Source organism: Pseudonocardia endophytica (assembly GCF_004339565.1).
In the GTDB taxonomy this organism is placed as follows: domain Bacteria; phylum Actinomycetota; class Actinomycetes; order Mycobacteriales; family Pseudonocardiaceae; genus Pseudonocardia; species Pseudonocardia endophytica.
This window is the reverse complement of sequence record NZ_SMFZ01000002.1, coordinates 1,461,837-1,478,370: the sequence shown is the minus strand read 5'-3', so window position 1 is coordinate 1,478,370 and position 16,534 is coordinate 1,461,837. Positions and strand designations below refer to the sequence as shown.

The following is a 16,534-nucleotide window of genomic DNA, read 5'->3' as shown; positions in this document are numbered from 1 at the left end:
GGCGAGCCCTCGCACACGATGTGGCGCTCTCGCACACGCCCCAGCGTGTGCGAGGCCACCGGAACCTGTGCGAGGGCGGTCACGAACGCACCGGCGCGGCTGTGAGCAGGTCGGTCACGACGCGGTCGGCCAGGAGGCGGCCGCGGCGGGTCAGGACGGCGCGGCCACCGGTGAAGGGGCGCAGCAGGCCCTCGCCGCGTGCTCGGTCGGCGGCCGCGCGGCCCGGTGCGTCCAGGAGGCCGAGATCGAGCCCCTCGGCCAGCCGCAGGCGGAGCATGACCCGCTCGGTGTAGCGCTCGTCGTCGGTCAGCTCCTCGCTCCCGTCCGACGGGGACGCTCCGTCGGCCAGCAGGGACGCGTACCGGGCCGGGTGCTTCACGTTCCACCAGCGCACGCCGTCGACGTGCGAGTGCGCGCCGGGCCCGACACCCCACCAGTCGCCGTCGCGCCAGTAGCCCATGTTGTGCCGGCACTCGGCGCCCGGCAACGACCAGTTCGACACCTCGTACCAACCGAAGCCGGCCGCGTGCAGACGGTCGTCGAGCAGCTCGTAGCGGGCGGCCGCGACGTCGTCGTCCGGGCGCGGCACCTCGCCGCGACGCACCCGTCGGGCCAGTGCCGTCCCGTCCTCGACGATCAGCGCGTACGCGGACACGTGGTCCACACCGGCGTCCAGCACCGCGTCGGCGGACCGGCGCAGGTCGTCGTCGGTCTCGCCGGGCGTGGCGTAGATCAGGTCCAGGTTGACGTGCTCGAACCCGGCCGCCCGCGCCTCCCGCGCGGCCTCCACGGCGCGGCCCGGCGTGTGCCGCCGCTCCAGCAGCGCGAGCACGTGCGGCGCGGCGGACTGCATGCCCAGCGAGACGCGCGTGAACCCCGCGGATCGCAGGTCCGCGAAGAACTCCGGCGACGTCGACTCCGGGTTGGACTCCGTCGTCACCTCCGCGTGCGGCACGAGACCGAATTCCGAACGGATCTCCTCCACCACCGCGCCGAGTCGCGACGCCCCGATCAGCGACGGCGTGCCCCCGCCGACGAACACCGTCTCCACCGGCCGAGGCCCCAGCCTGCGTGCGGCCATGGCGATCTCCCGCCGGGCGGCCTCCAGCCATCCGTCGGGGGACGCGCCGGAACCGTCGAGCTCGGACGCGGTGTAGGTGTTGAAGTCGCAGTACCCGCACCGGCTCGCGCAGAACGGCACGTGGACGTAGACACCGAACGGGGTCACGCCTCCACGGTAGACGCGCCCGCCTCCCGGGCGTCCGCCCGCGGCGATCCCGCCGAGATGCGGCTCAGCGGGAGCTGACGATCACCGCAGCCCGTTGAACCGCATCTCGGCGGCCGCGGACGCCTGGTGCGTCCCGCCGGTCGGATCCGTCGGGCCGGCGCGGTCACGACGATCCTGCGACGACGAGCCGGTCCCCGCTCCGACGTCGACGACCGTCCCCGCGCCGAGTGCGGCCTCGATCCGCTCCACGAGCCGCGCGTCGGGCCGACGCGCCGACGCGTAGCCGACACCGAGCTCGTCGTACGGATCCCGGACCACGATCACGCCCCCCACCGAAACGGCCGCTGGCCACCGTCGATCCGCGATGTCACCATCGAGGTGTGCAGGCACGCCCGGACGAGGGTTCGACCGTCGGGCGGCACGTCGTTGTGAGACCTCTCCCACCAGCTGGACATGCGTTGGCTGATGTCCGGACAGCATGGCACTCTGACAGGGTGACCGCTCTTCGTCTGCGTCTCGTGGCCCGTCGCCACGTCGACCTCCGCAGGACGAACAGCGCGCTCTGTCTGCGTTCCTGCTGACGGCCCCCTGCACGATCTTTCCCGGCGCCGCATGACGTCGCGCTCTGCGCTGCGCCGGAACCCGACTTGGGAGCACCCACCACATGGCGCCCACCTCCGCTGACACGAAGCCTGCCCGCGCCAAGGGCCAGGGGCAGTGGAAGCTCGGCCACCGCGAGCCGTTGAACCCGAACGAGCGGAGCAAGAAGGACGACAACCCGCTCAACGTCCGGGCGCGGATCGAGAACGTCTACGCCAAGCGGGGCTTCGACTCGATCGACCCGGCCGACCTGCGGGGCCGCTTCCGCTGGATGGGCCTCTACACGCAGCGCCGCCCCGGGATCGACGGCGGCCGCACGGCTGCGCTCGAGCCCGAGGAGCTCGACGACGAGTACTTCATGATGCGCGTACGTCTCGACGGCGGCGGGGTCACCGTCGCGCAGCTGCGCGCGCTCGGTGAGGTCTCGACGCGGTACGGCCGCGACACCGCCGACGTCACCGACCGGGAGAACATCCAGTACCACTGGATCCGCGTCGAGGACGTCCCGGCGATCTGGAACCTGATCGAGCCGCTCGGCATGCAGACGACCGAGGCCTGCGGCGACTGCCCGCGCGTCGTGCTCGGATCGCCGGTGGCCGGTGTCGCCGACGCCGAGAAGGTCGACGCGACCCCCGCCGTCGACGAGATCGTCCGTCGCTTCATCGGCGACCGCGAGCTCTCGAACCTGCCGCGCAAGTTCAAGACCGCGATCTCCTGGCAGCAGGACGTCGCGCACGAGGTCAACGACATCTCGTTCGTCGGCGTCGAGCACCCGGAGCACGGGCCCGGTTTCGACCTGTGGGTCGGCGGCGGCCTGTCCACGAACCCGAAGATCGCGCAGCGCCTCGGGGCCTGGGTGCCGCTCGACGAGGTGCCCGACGTGTGGCACGGCGTCGTGCAGGTGTTCCGCGACTACGGCTACCGGCGCCTGCGTCACCGTGCCCGGATCAAGTTCCTGATCGCCGACTGGGGCGCCGAGGAGTTCCGCCGGGTCCTGGAGGACGAGTACCTGGGGCGCAAGCTGATCGACGGCCCCGCGCCCACGACGCCCGATCGGCCGATCGACCATGTCGGCGTGTACAGGCAGAAGGACGGCCGCAACTACGTCGGCGTCGCCCCGCCGTCCGGCCGCGTGTCGGGAACGACGCTGACGGCCGTCGCGGACGCCGCCGAGCGCGCCGGCTCGGACCGGATCCGGTTCACGCCGTACCAGAAGATCGTCGTGCTGGACGTCGCCGACGAGAAGCTCGACGACCTGCTGGCCGAGCTGAACACGCTGGGCCTGCCCGCCCAGCCGTCGACCTGGCGTCGTTCGACGATGGCGTGCACCGGCATCGAGTTCTGCAAGCTGGCGATCGTGGAGACGAAGGAGCGGGCGATCCGGGTCGTCGAGGACCTGGAGAAGCGCCTCGCCGACGTCGTGCCCGACGTGCCGATCTCGTTGCACCTCAACGGTTGTCCGAACGCCTGCGCCCGCACGCAGGTCGCCGACATCGGGCTCAAGGGCCAGATCGTCACCGACTCCGACGGCAACCAGGTCGAGGGCTTCCAGGTGCACCTGGGTGGCGGGCTCGGGCTGGACGCGGGCTTCGGACGCAAGCTGCGCGGCCTGAAGATCACCAGCGCCGAGCTGCCCGACTACGTCGAGCGGGTCGTGCGGAACTTCGCCGCCCAGCGCGACGGCGAGGAGCGCTTCGCGCAGTGGGTCCTGAGGGCCGAGGAGGCCGACCTCAAGTGATCTTCGCGACGATCGGCGGTGTTCTGGCATGAGCGAGCGCGCCGTCCCGTTCCACTGCCCGTACTGCGGCGAGGAGGACCTGCGTCCCGCCGAGCGCACCGAGAAGGTGCCCGGCGCGGCGTGGTGGTGCGCGAGCTGCCTGCGGACGTTCGTCGTGACGTTCGTCGGCATCGGCGTCCCCGACTCGCCCACCCAGACGACGGGAGCACAGTCATGAGCGTCACCACGGCCGGCGAGCTGCGCGCGACCGCCGAGCGCGGCGCCGCCGAACTCGGCCCGGACGCGTCGGCGAAGGACGTGCTGGTCTGGGCCACCGAGACGTTCGGTGACGGGCTGGTCGTCGCGTCGGCCATGCAGGACGCGATGATGATCGACCTGGTCACGTCCGTGAAGCCGGACGTCGACGTGCTGTTCCTGGACACCGGCTACCACTTCGCCGAGACGATCGGCACGCGCGACGCCGTCAAGCTGGTCTACGACCGGATCCGGATCGTCAACGCGCAGCCGGACCAGACCGTCGCCGAGCAGGACGCGACCGAGGGCAAGGACCTGTTCGCCAGCCGTCCGGACCGCTGCTGCCACCTGCGCAAGGTGGTCCCGCTGCAGCGCTCGCTCGCCGGCTACGACGCGTGGGTCACCGGTGTGAAGCGCGCCGACGGGCCGAGCCGCGCCGACACCCCACTCGTCACGTTCGACGAGAAGTTCGGTCTGGTGAAGATCAACCCGGTCGCGGCGTGGACCGAGGAGGAGGCCGAGGAGTACGTGCGCGAACACGGCGTTCTGGTGAACCCGCTGGTGGGGGCCGGATACCCGAGCATCGGGTGTGCGCCCTGCACGGCGAAGGTGGAGGTCGGCGCCGACCTGCGCTCCGGCCGCTGGGCCGGCCAGGCCAAGACCGAGTGCGGGCTGCACTCGTGACGACCTCGTTGGACGCGCTCGACGCGCTGGAGTCCGAGGCGATCCACGTCTTCCGCGAGGTGGCCGGCGAGTTCGACCGGCCGGTGATCCTGTTCTCCGGCGGCAAGGACTCGACGCTGCTGGTGCACCTGGCGGCCAAGGCGTTCGCGCCCGCACCGGTGCCGTTCCCGCTGCTGCACGTGGACACCGGGCACAACTACCCCGAGGTGATCGAGTTCCGCGACGAGATCGCGGAGCGCCTGAACCTGCGGCTCGAGGTCGCGCACGTCGAGGACTACCTCGCCGACGGCAGGCTGACCGAGCGCGCGGACGGGACCCGCAACCCGTTGCAGACCCAGCCGCTGCTGGACGCGATCGCCGAGCACCGTTTCGACGCCGTGTTCGGCGGCGGGCGCCGCGACGAGGAGCGGGCACGGGCCAAGGAGCGGGTGATGAGCCTGCGCGACGCGTTCGGCCGCTGGGACCCGCGCAAGCAGCGCCCGGAGCTGTGGAACCTCTACAACGGGCGCCACGCACCCGGCGAGCACGTGCGCGTGTTCCCGATCTCGAACTGGACCGAGCTCGACGTCTGGCGCTACATCCGCCGCGAGGGCATCGAGCTGCCGTCGATCTACTTCGCGCACGAGCGCGAGGTGTTCCGGCGCGACGGCATGTGGCTGGCCGAGGGCCCGTGGGGCGGGCCCCGCGACGGCGAGTCGCTGGAGACGCTCTCGGTGCGCTACCGGACCGTCGGGGACGGGTCGTGCACCGGCGCCGTCGAGTCGACGGCAGCCTCGCTGGACGAGGTGATCGACGAGGTGACCGCCTCCCGGCTGACCGAGCGCGGCGCCACCCGGGCCGACGACCGGATGTCCGAGGCCGCCATGGAGGACCGCAAGCGGGAGGGCTACTTCTGATGGTGGACTCGGCACAGCCACGCGACCTGCTGCGCTTCGCGACGGCGGGCTCCGTCGACGACGGCAAGTCCACTCTGGTCGGACGCCTGCTCTACGACACGAAGTCGGTGCTGGCCGACCAGATCGAGGCCGTCGAGCGCGCGTCCGTCGACAAGGGAATGTCCACACCGGACCTCTCGCTGCTCGTAGACGGCCTGCGCGCCGAGCGTGAGCAGGGCATCACGATCGACGTCGCGTACCGGTACTTCGGGACGCCGACCCGCGAGTTCGTCCTGGCCGACACGCCGGGACACGTCCAGTACACGCGCAACACGGTGACCGGCGCGTCCACGGCGGAGCTCGCGGTCCTGCTGGTCGACGCGCGCAACGGCGTCGTCGAGCAGACCCGCCGGCACGCCGCCGTGCTCGCGCTGCTGCGCGTGCCGCGACTCGTGCTGGCCATCAACAAGATCGACCTCGTGGACTACGACGAGACGACGATCAACGCGATCGCCAAGGAGTTCGCCGAGCTGACCCGCTCGCTCGGGTTCCCCGACGAGTCGGTGCAGATCATCCCGGTATCCGCACTGGTCGGCGACAACGTGGCGAGCCGCAGCGACAGCACGCCGTGGCACGACGGCCCGACACTGCTCGAGCACCTGGAGTCGGTGCCGGTCGACGGTCCCGACGTCGGCGCGCCCTTCCGGATGCCGGTGCAGTACGTGATCCGTCCGGGAATCGACTTCCGCGGTTACGCGGGCCAGGTCGCCTCCGGCACCGTCCGGCCGGGCGACGAGGTCGTCGTGCTGCCGGAGGGCCACCGGACGACGGTGACCGAGGTGCGTACCGCGGACGGGCCGCTGGACTCGGCGACCGCCGGCCTCTCGGTGACGATCCTGCTCGACGACGACATCGACCTCTCCCGCGGCGCGCTGATCGCCGCGGCCGACGACGCACCGACCGTGACCGACGAGCTGGACGCGACGCTGTGCTGGCTGGCCGAGAAGCCGCTCGTTCCGGGCGCGCGCCTGCTGCTCAAGCACGGCACCCGCACGACGCAGGTGATCGTCGGCGCGCTCGGGTCCCGTCTCGACACCGAGACGGTGTCCTACGTGGACGGCACGGACCAGCTGACGATCAACGACATCGCGCGCGTCTCGCTGCGGACCGCCGACCCGGTGCCCGCCGACGACTACGCCCGGGTCCGGACCACCGGCGGGTTCCTGCTGATCGACCCGCAGTCCGGGAACACGCTGGCCGCCGGCCTGGTCGGGGACCCGCTCGCGCTCGTCCCGGCCGCGTCCTGACGGTCCGGGGTGTCCTGAGGATGTCCGTTCCCGCGCTGGTCGCGGTCGCGCACGGCAGCCGCGACCCGCGCTCGGCCGCGACGATCACCGCGCTCGCCGCCGAGGTGCGCGGGCAGGCACCGGACCTCGACGTGCGGGTGTCCTTTCTGGACCTGTCCGCCCCGCGTCTCGGCGACGTGCTCGACGGCGTCGCGGCGGACGGGCACCGGCACGCGGTGGTCGTACCGCTGCTGTTGGGCAACGCGTTCCACGCCCGCTCGGACGTGCCGGGCCTGGTCGCGTCCGCCGCCTCGCGGAACCCGCTCCTGCACATCGACACGTCCGACGTCCTCGGCCCCGACCCGGGCACCGACGCGGCGGCCCTGTCCCGGCTCCGCGACGCTCTCGCCGCGGGCCCGCACCTCGCAGGGCATCCGGTGACGTCGCAGGCCCGGCACGTCCTGCGCGGAACGGGGTTCCCCTGCGAGGACGGGGCTCGGCCGCGCGGCGGCTCGCACGTCGCAGACGGTTCGCCGACCTCGCAGGTGCTGCACGGCCTGCGCGGTCCGGATATGCCCGGCGAGGACCCGTTGTGCGACCCGGGGCTCGGGGTGGTGCTGGCGTCCGTGGGGTCGTCCCGGGCGGACGCGAACCGGGTCGTCGCGGACCGGGTCGACGGGTGGCGCGAGCGGTTCGGATGGGCCGCCGCGAGCGCCGCGTACGTGACGGCCGCGGAGCCCACCCCGGCGCAGGCGATCGAGGCCGTTCGCGCGGCCGGGGCGCGCCGGGTCGTGGTCGTGCCGTGGGTGCTCGCGCCCGGTCGTCTGCCGGACCGGATCGTCGAGGCCGCGGCCGACGGCGGCGCGCTCGTCGCCGATCCCGTCGGACCCCACCCCGACCTCGCCGCCGCCGTGCTGCGGCAGTGGGCCGCCGCCGTCGAACACGGGTCGGCCGCCCGCAGAGTGGGCTGAGCCACTGGTCGGGAACCCGCAGCTCAGGCGTGGTTCCCGCCGAGTTGTCCGGACAGGTTATGGCCTATCCCGCACCTCGGACGTCCGGTTGTCCTGTCGCTGTCCGGGACGGACGATGGATGCCGTGACCACGATCGAGTGCGCCCCCGACCGGGTTCCCGGTGCGGCGGCGAACCCCTCGTCGTCGTGGCATCTGGACGTGCATCTCGAGTGCTTCTGGCCCTCCCGGCGCGTCGACGAGTTCGACGGCCTCTGTCCCCTGCGCTGACGACCCCGACCTCCTGGCCGGCGTGACCGGGCACCTCCGCGTGCCCGCGCGCCCGGCCGAGTCCCGCGCAGGAAGCAGGCCCCAGCAGTGCACATCGACCTCCCCGTGACCGTCGCGGGTCTCGTCGTCGGGATCCTGGTCGGGCTGACCGGGATGGGCGGCGGCGCGCTCCTGACACCGCTGCTCGTCCTGGTGTTCCGGGTCAGCCCGCTGGCCGCGATCTCTTCGGACCTGCTGACGTCGCTGGTGATGAAACCGGTCGGGGCCGCCGTGCACGCGCGGCGCGGCACCGTGAACTGGACGCTGGTCGGCTGGCTGTCCGCGGGAGCCGTCCCGGCCGGGTTCGCCGGCGCGGTCGTCATCGGGATGATCGGCCACGGCGCAGGCGTCACCGACCCGTTGAAGCTGATCATCGGGATCGCGCTCTGCGCGGCCGTCGCCACCACGGTGTTCCGCCAGGTCATGGACCGCAGGGCGGCCCGGCGTGCGGAGCCGGTCGACGGAGCGCCGCCGGTGCGGCCCGTGGTGACCGTCCTGATCGGCGTGGTCGGCGGGTTCGCCGTCGGCCTGACCTCGGTCGGCGCCGGTTCGCTGATCATCGCGATGCTGCTCGTCGCGTACCCGGGGCTGCGCCCGTCGCACCTGGTCGGGACGGACATCATGCAGGCGATCCCGCTGGTCGCGGCCGCGACGGTCGGGCACCTGATCTTCGGTGACGTGCAGTTCGCGCTCACCGCGTCGCTACTGCTGGGCGCGCTGCCCGGCGTCTACCTCGGGGCGCGGCTGTCCGCACAGGGCCCGGTCGCGGTGATCCGCCCGGTCGTCACGGCCGTCCTGCTGGCTTCCGCGCTGGCCCTGCTCGACGTCGCTCCGGGCTGGATCGTCGTCGGCACCGTCGGCGCGCTCGTCCTGACCGCCGGGCTGTCCCGCACGCCACGCCACGTACTCCCGCCGGTCGACGACCGGGCACCCGAGCCCGCAGGCCGCACCTGACGACTCACAGAGGATTCCTCCCGTGCGCACTCTGATCATTTTCGCTCTCGTGGGCTTCGGCGCCCAGCTCGTCGACGGCGCCCTCGGCATGGCCTACGGCGTCACCTCGACGTCGTTGCTGCTGCTCGCCGGCATCAGCCCGGCGACCGCCAGCGCGTCCGTGCACCTGGCCGAGGTCGGCACGACGCTCGTGTCGGGTGCGTCGCACTGGCGCTTCGGCAACGTCGACTGGAAGCTCGTGCTGCGCCTCGGCGTTCCCGGCGCGGTCGGCGCGTTCCTCGGTGCGACCGTGCTGTCCGCACTGTCCACCGAGGACGCCGCACCGTGGATGTCCGGCATCCTGCTGGCGCTCGGCGTGTACATCCTGCTGCGTTTCTCGGTGCGTCCGCCGAAGGTCGCCTCCGCCCGCCGGTCGCCGCACCGTGCCCGGTTCCTGTCCCCGCTGGGCCTGGTCGCCGGGTTCGTGGACGCGTCCGGTGGCGGGGGTTGGGGACCGGTCGCGACGCCCGCGCTGCTGACCGCGGGCAAGACCGCGCCGCGCACGGTGGTCGGGTCGGTGGACACGTCGGAGTTCCTGGTGGCGCTCGCCGCGAGCATCGGCTTCCTGGTCGGTCTGGGCACCGAGGTGCTCGACCCGTTCACCATCGGCGGTCTGCTGCTCGGTGGTGTGCTCGCCGCGCCACTGGCCGCGTGGCTGGTCACGAAGGTGCCGGCGCCGGTGCTCGGCACGGCCGTCGGCGGGATCATCGTGCTGACGAATGCGCGCACGATCCTGACGGCGTTCGACGTCACCGGCGCGGCCCTGACCGCGGTCTACGCCGTGATCGTCGCGCTGTGGGTGGCCGCGGTCGCCGTCGCCGTGGCGAAGCTGCGCCAGACCCGCCGCACCGAAGCCGTCCAGGAGGAACCGGTCCCCGCCGGCGTCGACGACTGATCTCGACCGGCGAGCGACCCAGGTCCGGGCCGAGTCTGGTTACGCCGACATCGGCGACCGAGGCAGGCGTGATCAACAGTTGTGGAGCGCGGCGTTCGAGCGGCGAACGATGTGCGCCACGACGGTCGATCACCCACCTCGCGGCGCTCCGTTCGTTCGCGGAGAGGGGCGGGCGCGAGGCTGAGAGGGGCGGGCGAGACGGATAGGGCGTCGCCGGCCGGAGCGTCGAACGACAGAGCGTCGACCGACAGAGCGTCGACGTCGGCGCGCGTCCGCGTCAGGCGGCCGGGGACTCCGCGGACGCTTCCGGCAGGGCGGCGAGGACGGCGCGGGCGACGGCGTCGTTGTAGCGCAGGCTCTGTGCGTTCATCCCGGGCCGGGTGAACGCGCCGGCGACCTTCACCGTCGTGTGTGGACCGACGGCGAAGCGGCGCGGGTGCGGGCGTCCCTGCGCGTCGAGCACGGCGCCGTCCGCGGGGCGGACGTCCAGCAGGCCGGTGTTGCGCAGGACCGTGCCGTCGTCGTCGACGAGCGCGTCCTCGGCCGCCTCCCCGCGCGCGAACAGCCCGCCGAGCAGCGGGTCGACCGTCCGCGACAGGCTCGGGTCCGGCAGGCGGGCGTCGACGAGGATCGTCGACTCGACGGGCGGGGCACCCTCCAGGGTCGAGCTCGTCGCGCGGAAGGCGTCGTCGGCGATCTCCACCTGCATCCCGGCACCGAGGAACTTCAGGAACCCGGCCCGGCACAGCGCCAGCATCTCCCGCACGCGGAAGCCGGGCGGGCCGCTGGCCACTGAGTTGAAGAAGCTCTGCCACCACGGCATGTCCACCGCGCGCGATCGGGCGGTGAGCGCGCCGGAGCCGGCGAGCCGGGTGGTCTCCGTGTAGACGGACAGCATCGCGACGAACGCGCCCAGGTGCGGCGTGTGCCGCTCGTCGACGTGCTGGCGCAGATCCTCGGCGATCCGTTCGCGGACAAGGGGTTGCAATGCGTCCAGATCGGACGCGCGCACATTCTCCAGTGGACGGTCGAGCGCGACGAGGTCGAGCCGGTCCAGCGGGTCCGGCACCGTCTCGTCGATCAGGGCGGCCATCGCGTCGGAGTCCCAGTCCAGCTCGGCGTAGCGCGTGGAGAACTCGTCCCAGGTCGCCCGCACCTGCTCCGGATGGCCGGCGAACAGCTCGTGGTACCAGCCCCAGCCGATCTCCTTGGCCATCAGCGGCCACACCTGGGTCGCGACGTCGACGCGGCCGGTCGCGATCAGCGCGTCGGTCGTCTCCGGCGTCAGGAACCGCGGCAGCGGCGGGCGACCGGCCTTGAGCTGGTAGTGCGTCTTGGAGTGGTACGTCGCCCCCCGCGGCGAGCCGCCGACCAGCACCGGCTCATTCCCGGACGGCACGTACCGCAGGCCGTCGCCGTCCGGCTCGAACCGCCCGCCGCGACCCTCGAACAGCAGCACGACGAGGTCGACGAACGCCAGCCCCAGCCCGCGTGCCAGCACGGTCTCGCCGGGGCGGATCACGGACAGGTCGGTGTCGGTGGTCTGCTCCGGCACGAGGTAGCGCAGGCCGCGCTCGCGCGCCGCGTCGTGCAGCGCGCACTCGTCCGCGGTCGGCGTCGCGTCCAGATGGCCGGAGGCGAGCACGACGACGTCGGCGCGCAGCACCGTGCCGTCCTGGAGCGTCACGACCTGGTCCGGGCCGTCGTCGCGCAGGTCGGTCGCGACCGTCCGGTGCACGTGGACGCGCAGCCCGTCCGGGGCGCGGGAGATCACGTCGTCGAGCACGAACTGCAGGTAGAAGCTCTGCAGGCGCCGGGTCGGGAACGTGGCCGCGGTGACCGCCCGCAGCTCGGCGGCGAGCTCGTCGCCCATCACCGCCTCGAGTCGCCCGCCCTCCCCGCCGTTCTCGCGGACGTCCTTCGCCCAGTCCCAGAACGACGGGCCCGGCGCGATCGGCCCGTCGCAGACCACCGTGTCGTCGGTGTACATCGTGACGTCCGCGGCCATCGAGTTCATCGCCAGCAGCGGCGACTGCTCGTGACGCCAGATCCGGCCGGCGCCCGCCGGGTGCGGGTCGACGAGGTGCACGTCGACGCCGTCGCCGGACAGCGCGGCGCCGAGCATCTCCGGCGCGCTCGCGACCATCCGTTCCAGGACGCCCGCGCCCCGGGGACCTGCGCCGACGATCACGACGGACGTGCTGGCGGGTGACCTCATGGGTTCCTCTCGGGCGGGTGACGGGCGGGTGTCACTCCGCTCGCAGCGCCGCCTGCGTGCGCGCGAGGTCGACGTGTCGACGTCGCACCAGCCGCAGGCCCATGCCTCGACTGTAAGCGGACGGTGTGTCCGACGGCCAGCGCTCGCGATCCGTCCCACGTCCGGGAATCCCCTAGCCGGTCCCGGTGTTGCGCGGGTCATGCCGACGATCCGGGTGCCGCTCGTGCGGCGTGCCTGGCTGGATCTGGGACGGGTGTGGTCCGCGGCGAGTCGGCCGCGTCGACCCTAGCCCCCACCAGCGGAAGGACACCTGTCATGCCCGTCGAGTTCCTCGGTATCGGCGCCACCAACGACGGCACCGAGACCACCCCTCGCAGCGGACCCGCGTTCGACCCGGACTACACGCTCGCGCTGGCCCGCGCGCACGAGGAGACCGGGTGGGACCGCGTGCTCACCGCCTACGGCTCCGGCAGCGCCGACCCCGCGCAGGCGGCGGCGCACATCGCCGCGCACACGTCGTCGTTGCAGCTGCTGCTGGCCCACCGGCCCAACGTCAGCTACCCGACGTTCGCGGCGAAGACCGTCGCGACACTCGACGCGGTCAGCGGCGGCAGGCTCACGATCCACGTGATCACCGGCGGGAACGACCACGAGCAGCGCCGCGAGGGCGACACGCTGCCCAAGGACCAGCGCTACGACCGCACGCGCGAGGCCATCCAGATCTACAAGCGGGCCTGGACCGAGACCGAGCCGTTCGACTTCCACGGCGAGCACTACTCGTTCGACGACTTCGTCCTCGACGCCCGCCCGGTCCAGCAACCACGACCGCGGATCTCGTTCGGCGGGTCCTCCGAGGCGGCCTACAAGGTCGGCGCCGAGGAGGCGGACATCTTCGCTCTGTGGGGCGAGCCGCTCGCCGGGACGAAGCAGCAGATGGACACGATCACGGCCATCGCGAAGGCGGCCGGACGCCCGGCGCCGACGTTCCAGGTCGCGTTCCGCCCGATCCTCGGCCGCACCGAGGACGCGGCGTGGGAGAAGGCCTACGACACGGTCGCCCGGATCAGGGAGCGCACCGCGGGCGGCGAGCAGCTCACCCGTCGGCACAAGCTGACCGACCCGGAGAACACCGGCTCCCAGCGGCTGCTGTCGGTCGCCGAGCGCGGCGAGCGCCATGACCGGGCACTGTGGACGGTGACGGCGCAGGCCACCGGCGGCGCGGGCAACTCGACGGCGCTGGTCGGGACGCCGGAGACGGTCGCGGCGGCGCTGATGGACTACTACGACCTCGGCGTGCGGATCCTGTCCGCCCGCGGCTACGACCTCATCGAGGACGCGAGGGAGTTCGGACGCGAGGTGATCCCGCTCGTCCGCCAGGAGGTCGCGCGGCGGGACGCGGTCGCGGCCTGACGGCGTCCGGCGGAGTGCCGCCGCACCCCGCCGTGGGCTCACGCACCCCCGTTCGGCGTGTCGCACCCGTTGCGACGGATGCGACACGCCGACACGGGATGCGTCGGCCTCGCCTCACATCTCGGCGGCGGCCGGGATGACCTCCTTGCCCATCACCCGCAGCGGCTCGAGCTCGGAGACGCGCGGGATCATCGAGTGCACGTGCTGCACGCCGAGCGCCGCATAGCCCTTCAGCTCCTCGACGGTCGCCTGCGGGTCGTCCGGGTCGAGGCGGGCCATCACGGTCTTCTCGATCGTGTCGTAGTCGCGCCCGACCTCGTCGCAGCGCTGCTTGAGCACGTCGAGCTTGCGCGACAGGTCCGGGCCGCCGAACAGGTTGCAGGCATCGGCGTACTGCGCGACCAGGCGCAACGTCTTCTTCTCGCCACCACCGCCGATCAGGATCGGCGGGTGCGGGCGGGACAGCGGCTGCGGCACGTTCATCGTGCGGGTCAGCTGGTAGTGCTTCCCGTCGAACGGGCCGTCGTCGTCGCTCCACATCTGCAGGCAGATCTGCAGCGCCTCCTCGAGGCGCTCGAAGCGCTCCGCCGTCGGCGGGAAGTGCAGGCCCAGGCCGGCCGACTCCTCGTCGTTCCAGGCGGCGCCGATGCCCAGCCACGCGCGGCCCTTGGACAGCACGTCCAGCGTCGTCACGCACTTGGCCAGCAGGCCGGGCGACCGGTAGGTGACGCCGGTGACCCAGGTCAGCAGGTCGACCTTCTCCGTGCGCGCGGCCAGGTAGCCCAGCGCGGTGTACGCCTCCAGCATGTCGTTCTCGATCGGGCCGACCGGCCGGATCTGCCAGACGTGGTCCATCACGCTGACCCGGGAGAATCCCTGTTCCTCCGCGGTCACCGCGATCCGCGTCAGATCGTCCGCCAGCCCGGTCGGACCGTTCGGATAGGTGAAGTCCGCGATGTGCAGTCCGATCTTCACGTGCTCTTCCTCTCGCGTGGAAGGTGGTTCCGGGGCGACGCTATGCCTGTCGACACGCGGGCGCCCGTTCTCAGCCTGGCCCTGCCGATCCCACCCACGACCAGGGAGTCCTCGACCGTTCGACCGCTCGGCGCCGGGTTCACACGGGGGTAACGCCACTCACGACCGGTCAGCGCCCGACTCCGTCCGGCCACAGTGTGCTGTGTCGCAGACCGGCATTTCACCGGGTTGGGAATCGTGGATGAGGAGTACAACAGGGAACAGGTGGTGACCGACCGCCGCACATCCTGACCGCCCCTACGCGTTCAATGGAGAACGTCGATGACTCCAGAGCTCGCCCGGCCCGAGTCGCCTCCCGCCGACCGGTCGTCGGTGCACCGGATGCTCGACGCGATCGACGACCTGGTCCGCCGCCACCGCGCCCTCGCGGCCCACGACGGCGAGGACGACGCGCTGCACACCGAGCTCATCGCGGCCGAGCTGACCCAGCAGATCGCCATGATGCGGACGTTCCCCCGGCAGAGCGCCTGACCCCCTACGAGGCGTTCGGCGGCCAGGACAGGCACCCGAGCCCGCTCGCCTACACGCTGGCGTCGCTCTCGTCGTGCAACCAGGTCAGACGGCACCGACGAGCAGGTCGCGAAGCCGGCGGAGGAGACCGAGCGCCGCTGCCCGGTCAGCCAGCTGTTCGCGCAGGCCGGTGTGTCGATCACCAGCAACGGGAAGAAAGCCTGACGGCTACGGTGCCGGGCGTGAGTGAATCCGACACGTCCGGCACCGAGCTCGTCCATCTCGACGTCGCCTCGGGCGTCGCCACGATCACGCTGGACTCCCCGCACAACCGCAACGCGCTCTCCGCCCGGCTGCGTCGCGAGCTGCTGGCCCACCTGGACGCCGCGATCGCCGACGACGCCGTCCGCGTGATCGTCCTGACCCACACCGGAACGGTGTTCTGCGCGGGCATGGACCTCAAGGAGTCCCGGGGCGCCGACGCGCAGCAGCAGGGCGTGACCGAGGTCCCGCGGATCCTGCAGACGCTCTGGGACTCCCCCACCCCGGTGATCGCGCGGCTCTCCGGCCCGGCGCGTGCGGGTGGCGTCGGGATCGTCGCGGCCTGCGACGTCGCGATCGCCGCCGAGGACGCGACGTTCGCGTTCTCCGAGGTGCGGATCGGCGTGATCCCGGCGGTGATCTCGGTGACGGTGCTGCCCCGGCTGTCCGCGCGCGCCGCGCACGAGCTGTTCCTGACCGGCGAGACGTTCGACGCGGCCCGCGCCGCCGCCGTCGGGCTGATCAACCGCGCGGTGCCAGCCGACGGGCTCGACGACGAGGTCGCCCGCTACGCGCACATGCTCCGGCTCGGCGCCCCCGGCGCGCTGGCCGGCGCGAAGGAGATGCTGCGGCGCGCACGTCCGGCGACGATGGCCGAGGACTTCGCGGAGATGAACACGCTGTCCGCCTGCTACTTCGCGGGCGAGGAGGGACAGGAGGGCATCCGCGCGTTCGGGGAGAAGCGCACGCCATCCTGGGTGCCTCAGGGCTGAGGGTTCCGGCCGGCGACGGCCAGCGCGCGGTCGAACGCCGGCGCGTCGTCGGCGACGGTGACCTCGGGCCCGATCCACCCGGCGTCGCGGCCCATCCCGGCCATGGCGGTCATCGACTCGAGCGCGACGTCCGCGAGTCCCGGCCCGACCTCGATGGTGCGGCCGGTCGCGGTCGCCAGGTCCCAGGCGTGCACGGCGAACTCGCCGCTCATCATCGAACCGATCATCGCGGCCGGCATCGCCGCGCCGCCCATGTGCGACTCCCCCTCCCACGCCGATGGCGACTCCCACGCCGCGACGACCGTCTTCCCCGCCTCGACGCACGCGTCGGCCCACTGCTCGCGCGGCAGCCCGTCGAGCACGGGGGCGGGCGAGTCGGCCGTCCACGACGGGTCCCACGGCTCCCGGTTCCCGCTGCACCGCGCCAGCACGAAGCCGAACGCGAGGTGGTTGACCAGGTCCGCGACGGTGAAGTCGGTGCACGGGGTCGGGTCGTCGTAGCGGTCGACCGGCGTGTCCCGGATGACGGAGACGGCGAGGTCGACGGCGGTACGCAGGTGCTGCTCGTGATCCATG

At 72.6% G+C, this 16,534-nt stretch carries 17 protein-coding genes; 12 read left to right on the top strand and 5 right to left on the bottom strand.

Annotated elements, in window-relative coordinates:
- Positions 1-79 precede the first annotated feature (79 nt).
- Both hemW and EV378_RS25775 read right to left on the bottom strand, forming a co-directional pair.
- The gene (gene hemW / locus EV378_RS25780) at positions 80-1,276 is read right to left on the bottom strand and encodes a radical SAM family heme chaperone HemW (RefSeq protein ID WP_132429989.1); all 1,197 of its coding nucleotides are present in this window, start codon (positions 1,274-1,276) and stop codon (positions 80-82) included.
- A gap of 33 nt (positions 1,277-1,309) precedes the next feature.
- A complete protein-coding gene (locus tag EV378_RS25775) occupies positions 1,310-1,552 on the bottom strand; it encodes a hypothetical protein (protein ID WP_132429988.1) in 243 nt (80 codons plus the stop codon).
- A 340-nt stretch (positions 1,553-1,892) separates the two neighbouring features.
- Between EV378_RS25775 and EV378_RS25770 the strand changes: the two genes are divergently transcribed.
- From EV378_RS25770 to EV378_RS25735, 9 genes are all read left to right on the top strand, one after another.
- Positions 1,893-3,566, top strand: coding sequence for a nitrite/sulfite reductase (locus EV378_RS25770; protein WP_132429987.1), 1,674 nt, complete (start codon positions 1,893-1,895; stop codon positions 3,564-3,566).
- A gap of 28 nt (positions 3,567-3,594) precedes the next feature.
- Positions 3,595-3,783 (top strand): Insertion element protein, encoded by a 189-nt coding sequence (locus tag EV378_RS25765; RefSeq protein ID WP_132429986.1) that lies wholly within the window; start codon positions 3,595-3,597, stop codon positions 3,781-3,783.
- The gene (locus tag EV378_RS25760; protein ID WP_132429985.1) at positions 3,780-4,484 is read left to right on the top strand and encodes a phosphoadenylyl-sulfate reductase; all 705 of its coding nucleotides are present in this window, start codon (positions 3,780-3,782) and stop codon (positions 4,482-4,484) included. Before EV378_RS25765 ends, EV378_RS25760 begins: the two co-directional genes overlap by 4 nt.
- The gene (gene cysD, locus EV378_RS25755) at positions 4,481-5,380 is read left to right on the top strand and encodes a sulfate adenylyltransferase subunit CysD (protein ID WP_243653770.1); all 900 of its coding nucleotides are present in this window, start codon (positions 4,481-4,483) and stop codon (positions 5,378-5,380) included. Before EV378_RS25760 ends, cysD begins: the two co-directional genes overlap by 4 nt.
- Positions 5,380-6,666: a sulfate adenylyltransferase subunit 1 gene (locus EV378_RS25750; protein WP_132429983.1), complete on the top strand. Its 1,287-nt coding sequence runs from the start codon at positions 5,380-5,382 to the stop codon at positions 6,664-6,666. The genes cysD and EV378_RS25750 overlap by 1 nt, the downstream gene beginning before the upstream one ends.
- A 20-nt stretch (positions 6,667-6,686) precedes the next feature.
- Positions 6,687-7,616, top strand: coding sequence for a sirohydrochlorin chelatase (locus EV378_RS25745; RefSeq protein ID WP_132429982.1), 930 nt, complete (start codon positions 6,687-6,689; stop codon positions 7,614-7,616).
- Positions 7,617-7,740: 124 nt separating this feature from the next.
- Positions 7,741-7,884, top strand: a complete 144-nt coding sequence (locus tag EV378_RS35560) for a hypothetical protein (protein WP_165922486.1) — start codon at positions 7,741-7,743, stop codon at positions 7,882-7,884.
- 105 nt (positions 7,885-7,989) lie between these two features.
- Positions 7,990-8,877: a sulfite exporter TauE/SafE family protein gene (locus EV378_RS25740; RefSeq protein WP_132429981.1), complete on the top strand. Its 888-nt coding sequence runs from the start codon at positions 7,990-7,992 to the stop codon at positions 8,875-8,877.
- Positions 8,878-8,899: 22 nt separating this feature from the next.
- Positions 8,900-9,811, top strand: a complete 912-nt coding sequence (locus tag EV378_RS25735; RefSeq protein WP_132429980.1) for a sulfite exporter TauE/SafE family protein — start codon at positions 8,900-8,902, stop codon at positions 9,809-9,811.
- A gap of 277 nt (positions 9,812-10,088) precedes the next feature.
- Here EV378_RS25735 and EV378_RS25730 read toward each other — a convergent pair whose 3' ends face one another.
- Positions 10,089-12,029 (bottom strand): FAD/NAD(P)-binding protein, encoded by a 1,941-nt coding sequence (locus tag EV378_RS25730; RefSeq protein ID WP_132429979.1) that lies wholly within the window; start codon positions 12,027-12,029, stop codon positions 10,089-10,091.
- Between the two features lie 315 nt (positions 12,030-12,344).
- Between EV378_RS25730 and EV378_RS25725 the strand changes: the two genes are divergently transcribed.
- Entirely contained in the window at positions 12,345-13,439 is a 1,095-nt protein-coding gene (locus EV378_RS25725) for an LLM class flavin-dependent oxidoreductase (protein ID WP_132429978.1), read from the top strand.
- 114 nt (positions 13,440-13,553) lie between these two features.
- Here EV378_RS25725 and EV378_RS25720 read toward each other — a convergent pair whose 3' ends face one another.
- Complete coding sequence (locus EV378_RS25720; RefSeq protein ID WP_132429977.1) at positions 13,554-14,414, bottom strand: LLM class F420-dependent oxidoreductase; 861 nt, start codon at positions 14,412-14,414, stop codon at positions 13,554-13,556.
- 321 nt (positions 14,415-14,735) lie between these two features.
- Here EV378_RS25720 and EV378_RS25715 point away from each other — a divergent pair, with 321 nt between their 5' ends.
- Together EV378_RS25715 and EV378_RS25710 are read left to right on the top strand one after the other, a co-directional pair.
- Entirely contained in the window at positions 14,736-14,945 is a 210-nt protein-coding gene (locus tag EV378_RS25715) for a hypothetical protein (RefSeq protein WP_132429976.1), read from the top strand.
- Between the two features lie 221 nt (positions 14,946-15,166).
- On the top strand, positions 15,167-15,958 hold the full coding sequence (locus EV378_RS25710) for an enoyl-CoA hydratase-related protein (protein WP_132429975.1): 792 nt from the start codon (positions 15,167-15,169) through the stop codon (positions 15,956-15,958).
- Here EV378_RS25710 and EV378_RS25705 read toward each other — a convergent pair.
- The gene (locus EV378_RS25705) at positions 15,949-16,533 is read right to left on the bottom strand and encodes a TIGR03086 family metal-binding protein (protein ID WP_132429974.1); all 585 of its coding nucleotides are present in this window, start codon (positions 16,531-16,533) and stop codon (positions 15,949-15,951) included. The genes EV378_RS25710 and EV378_RS25705 overlap by 10 nt on opposite strands.
- Position 16,534 lies beyond the last annotated feature (1 nt).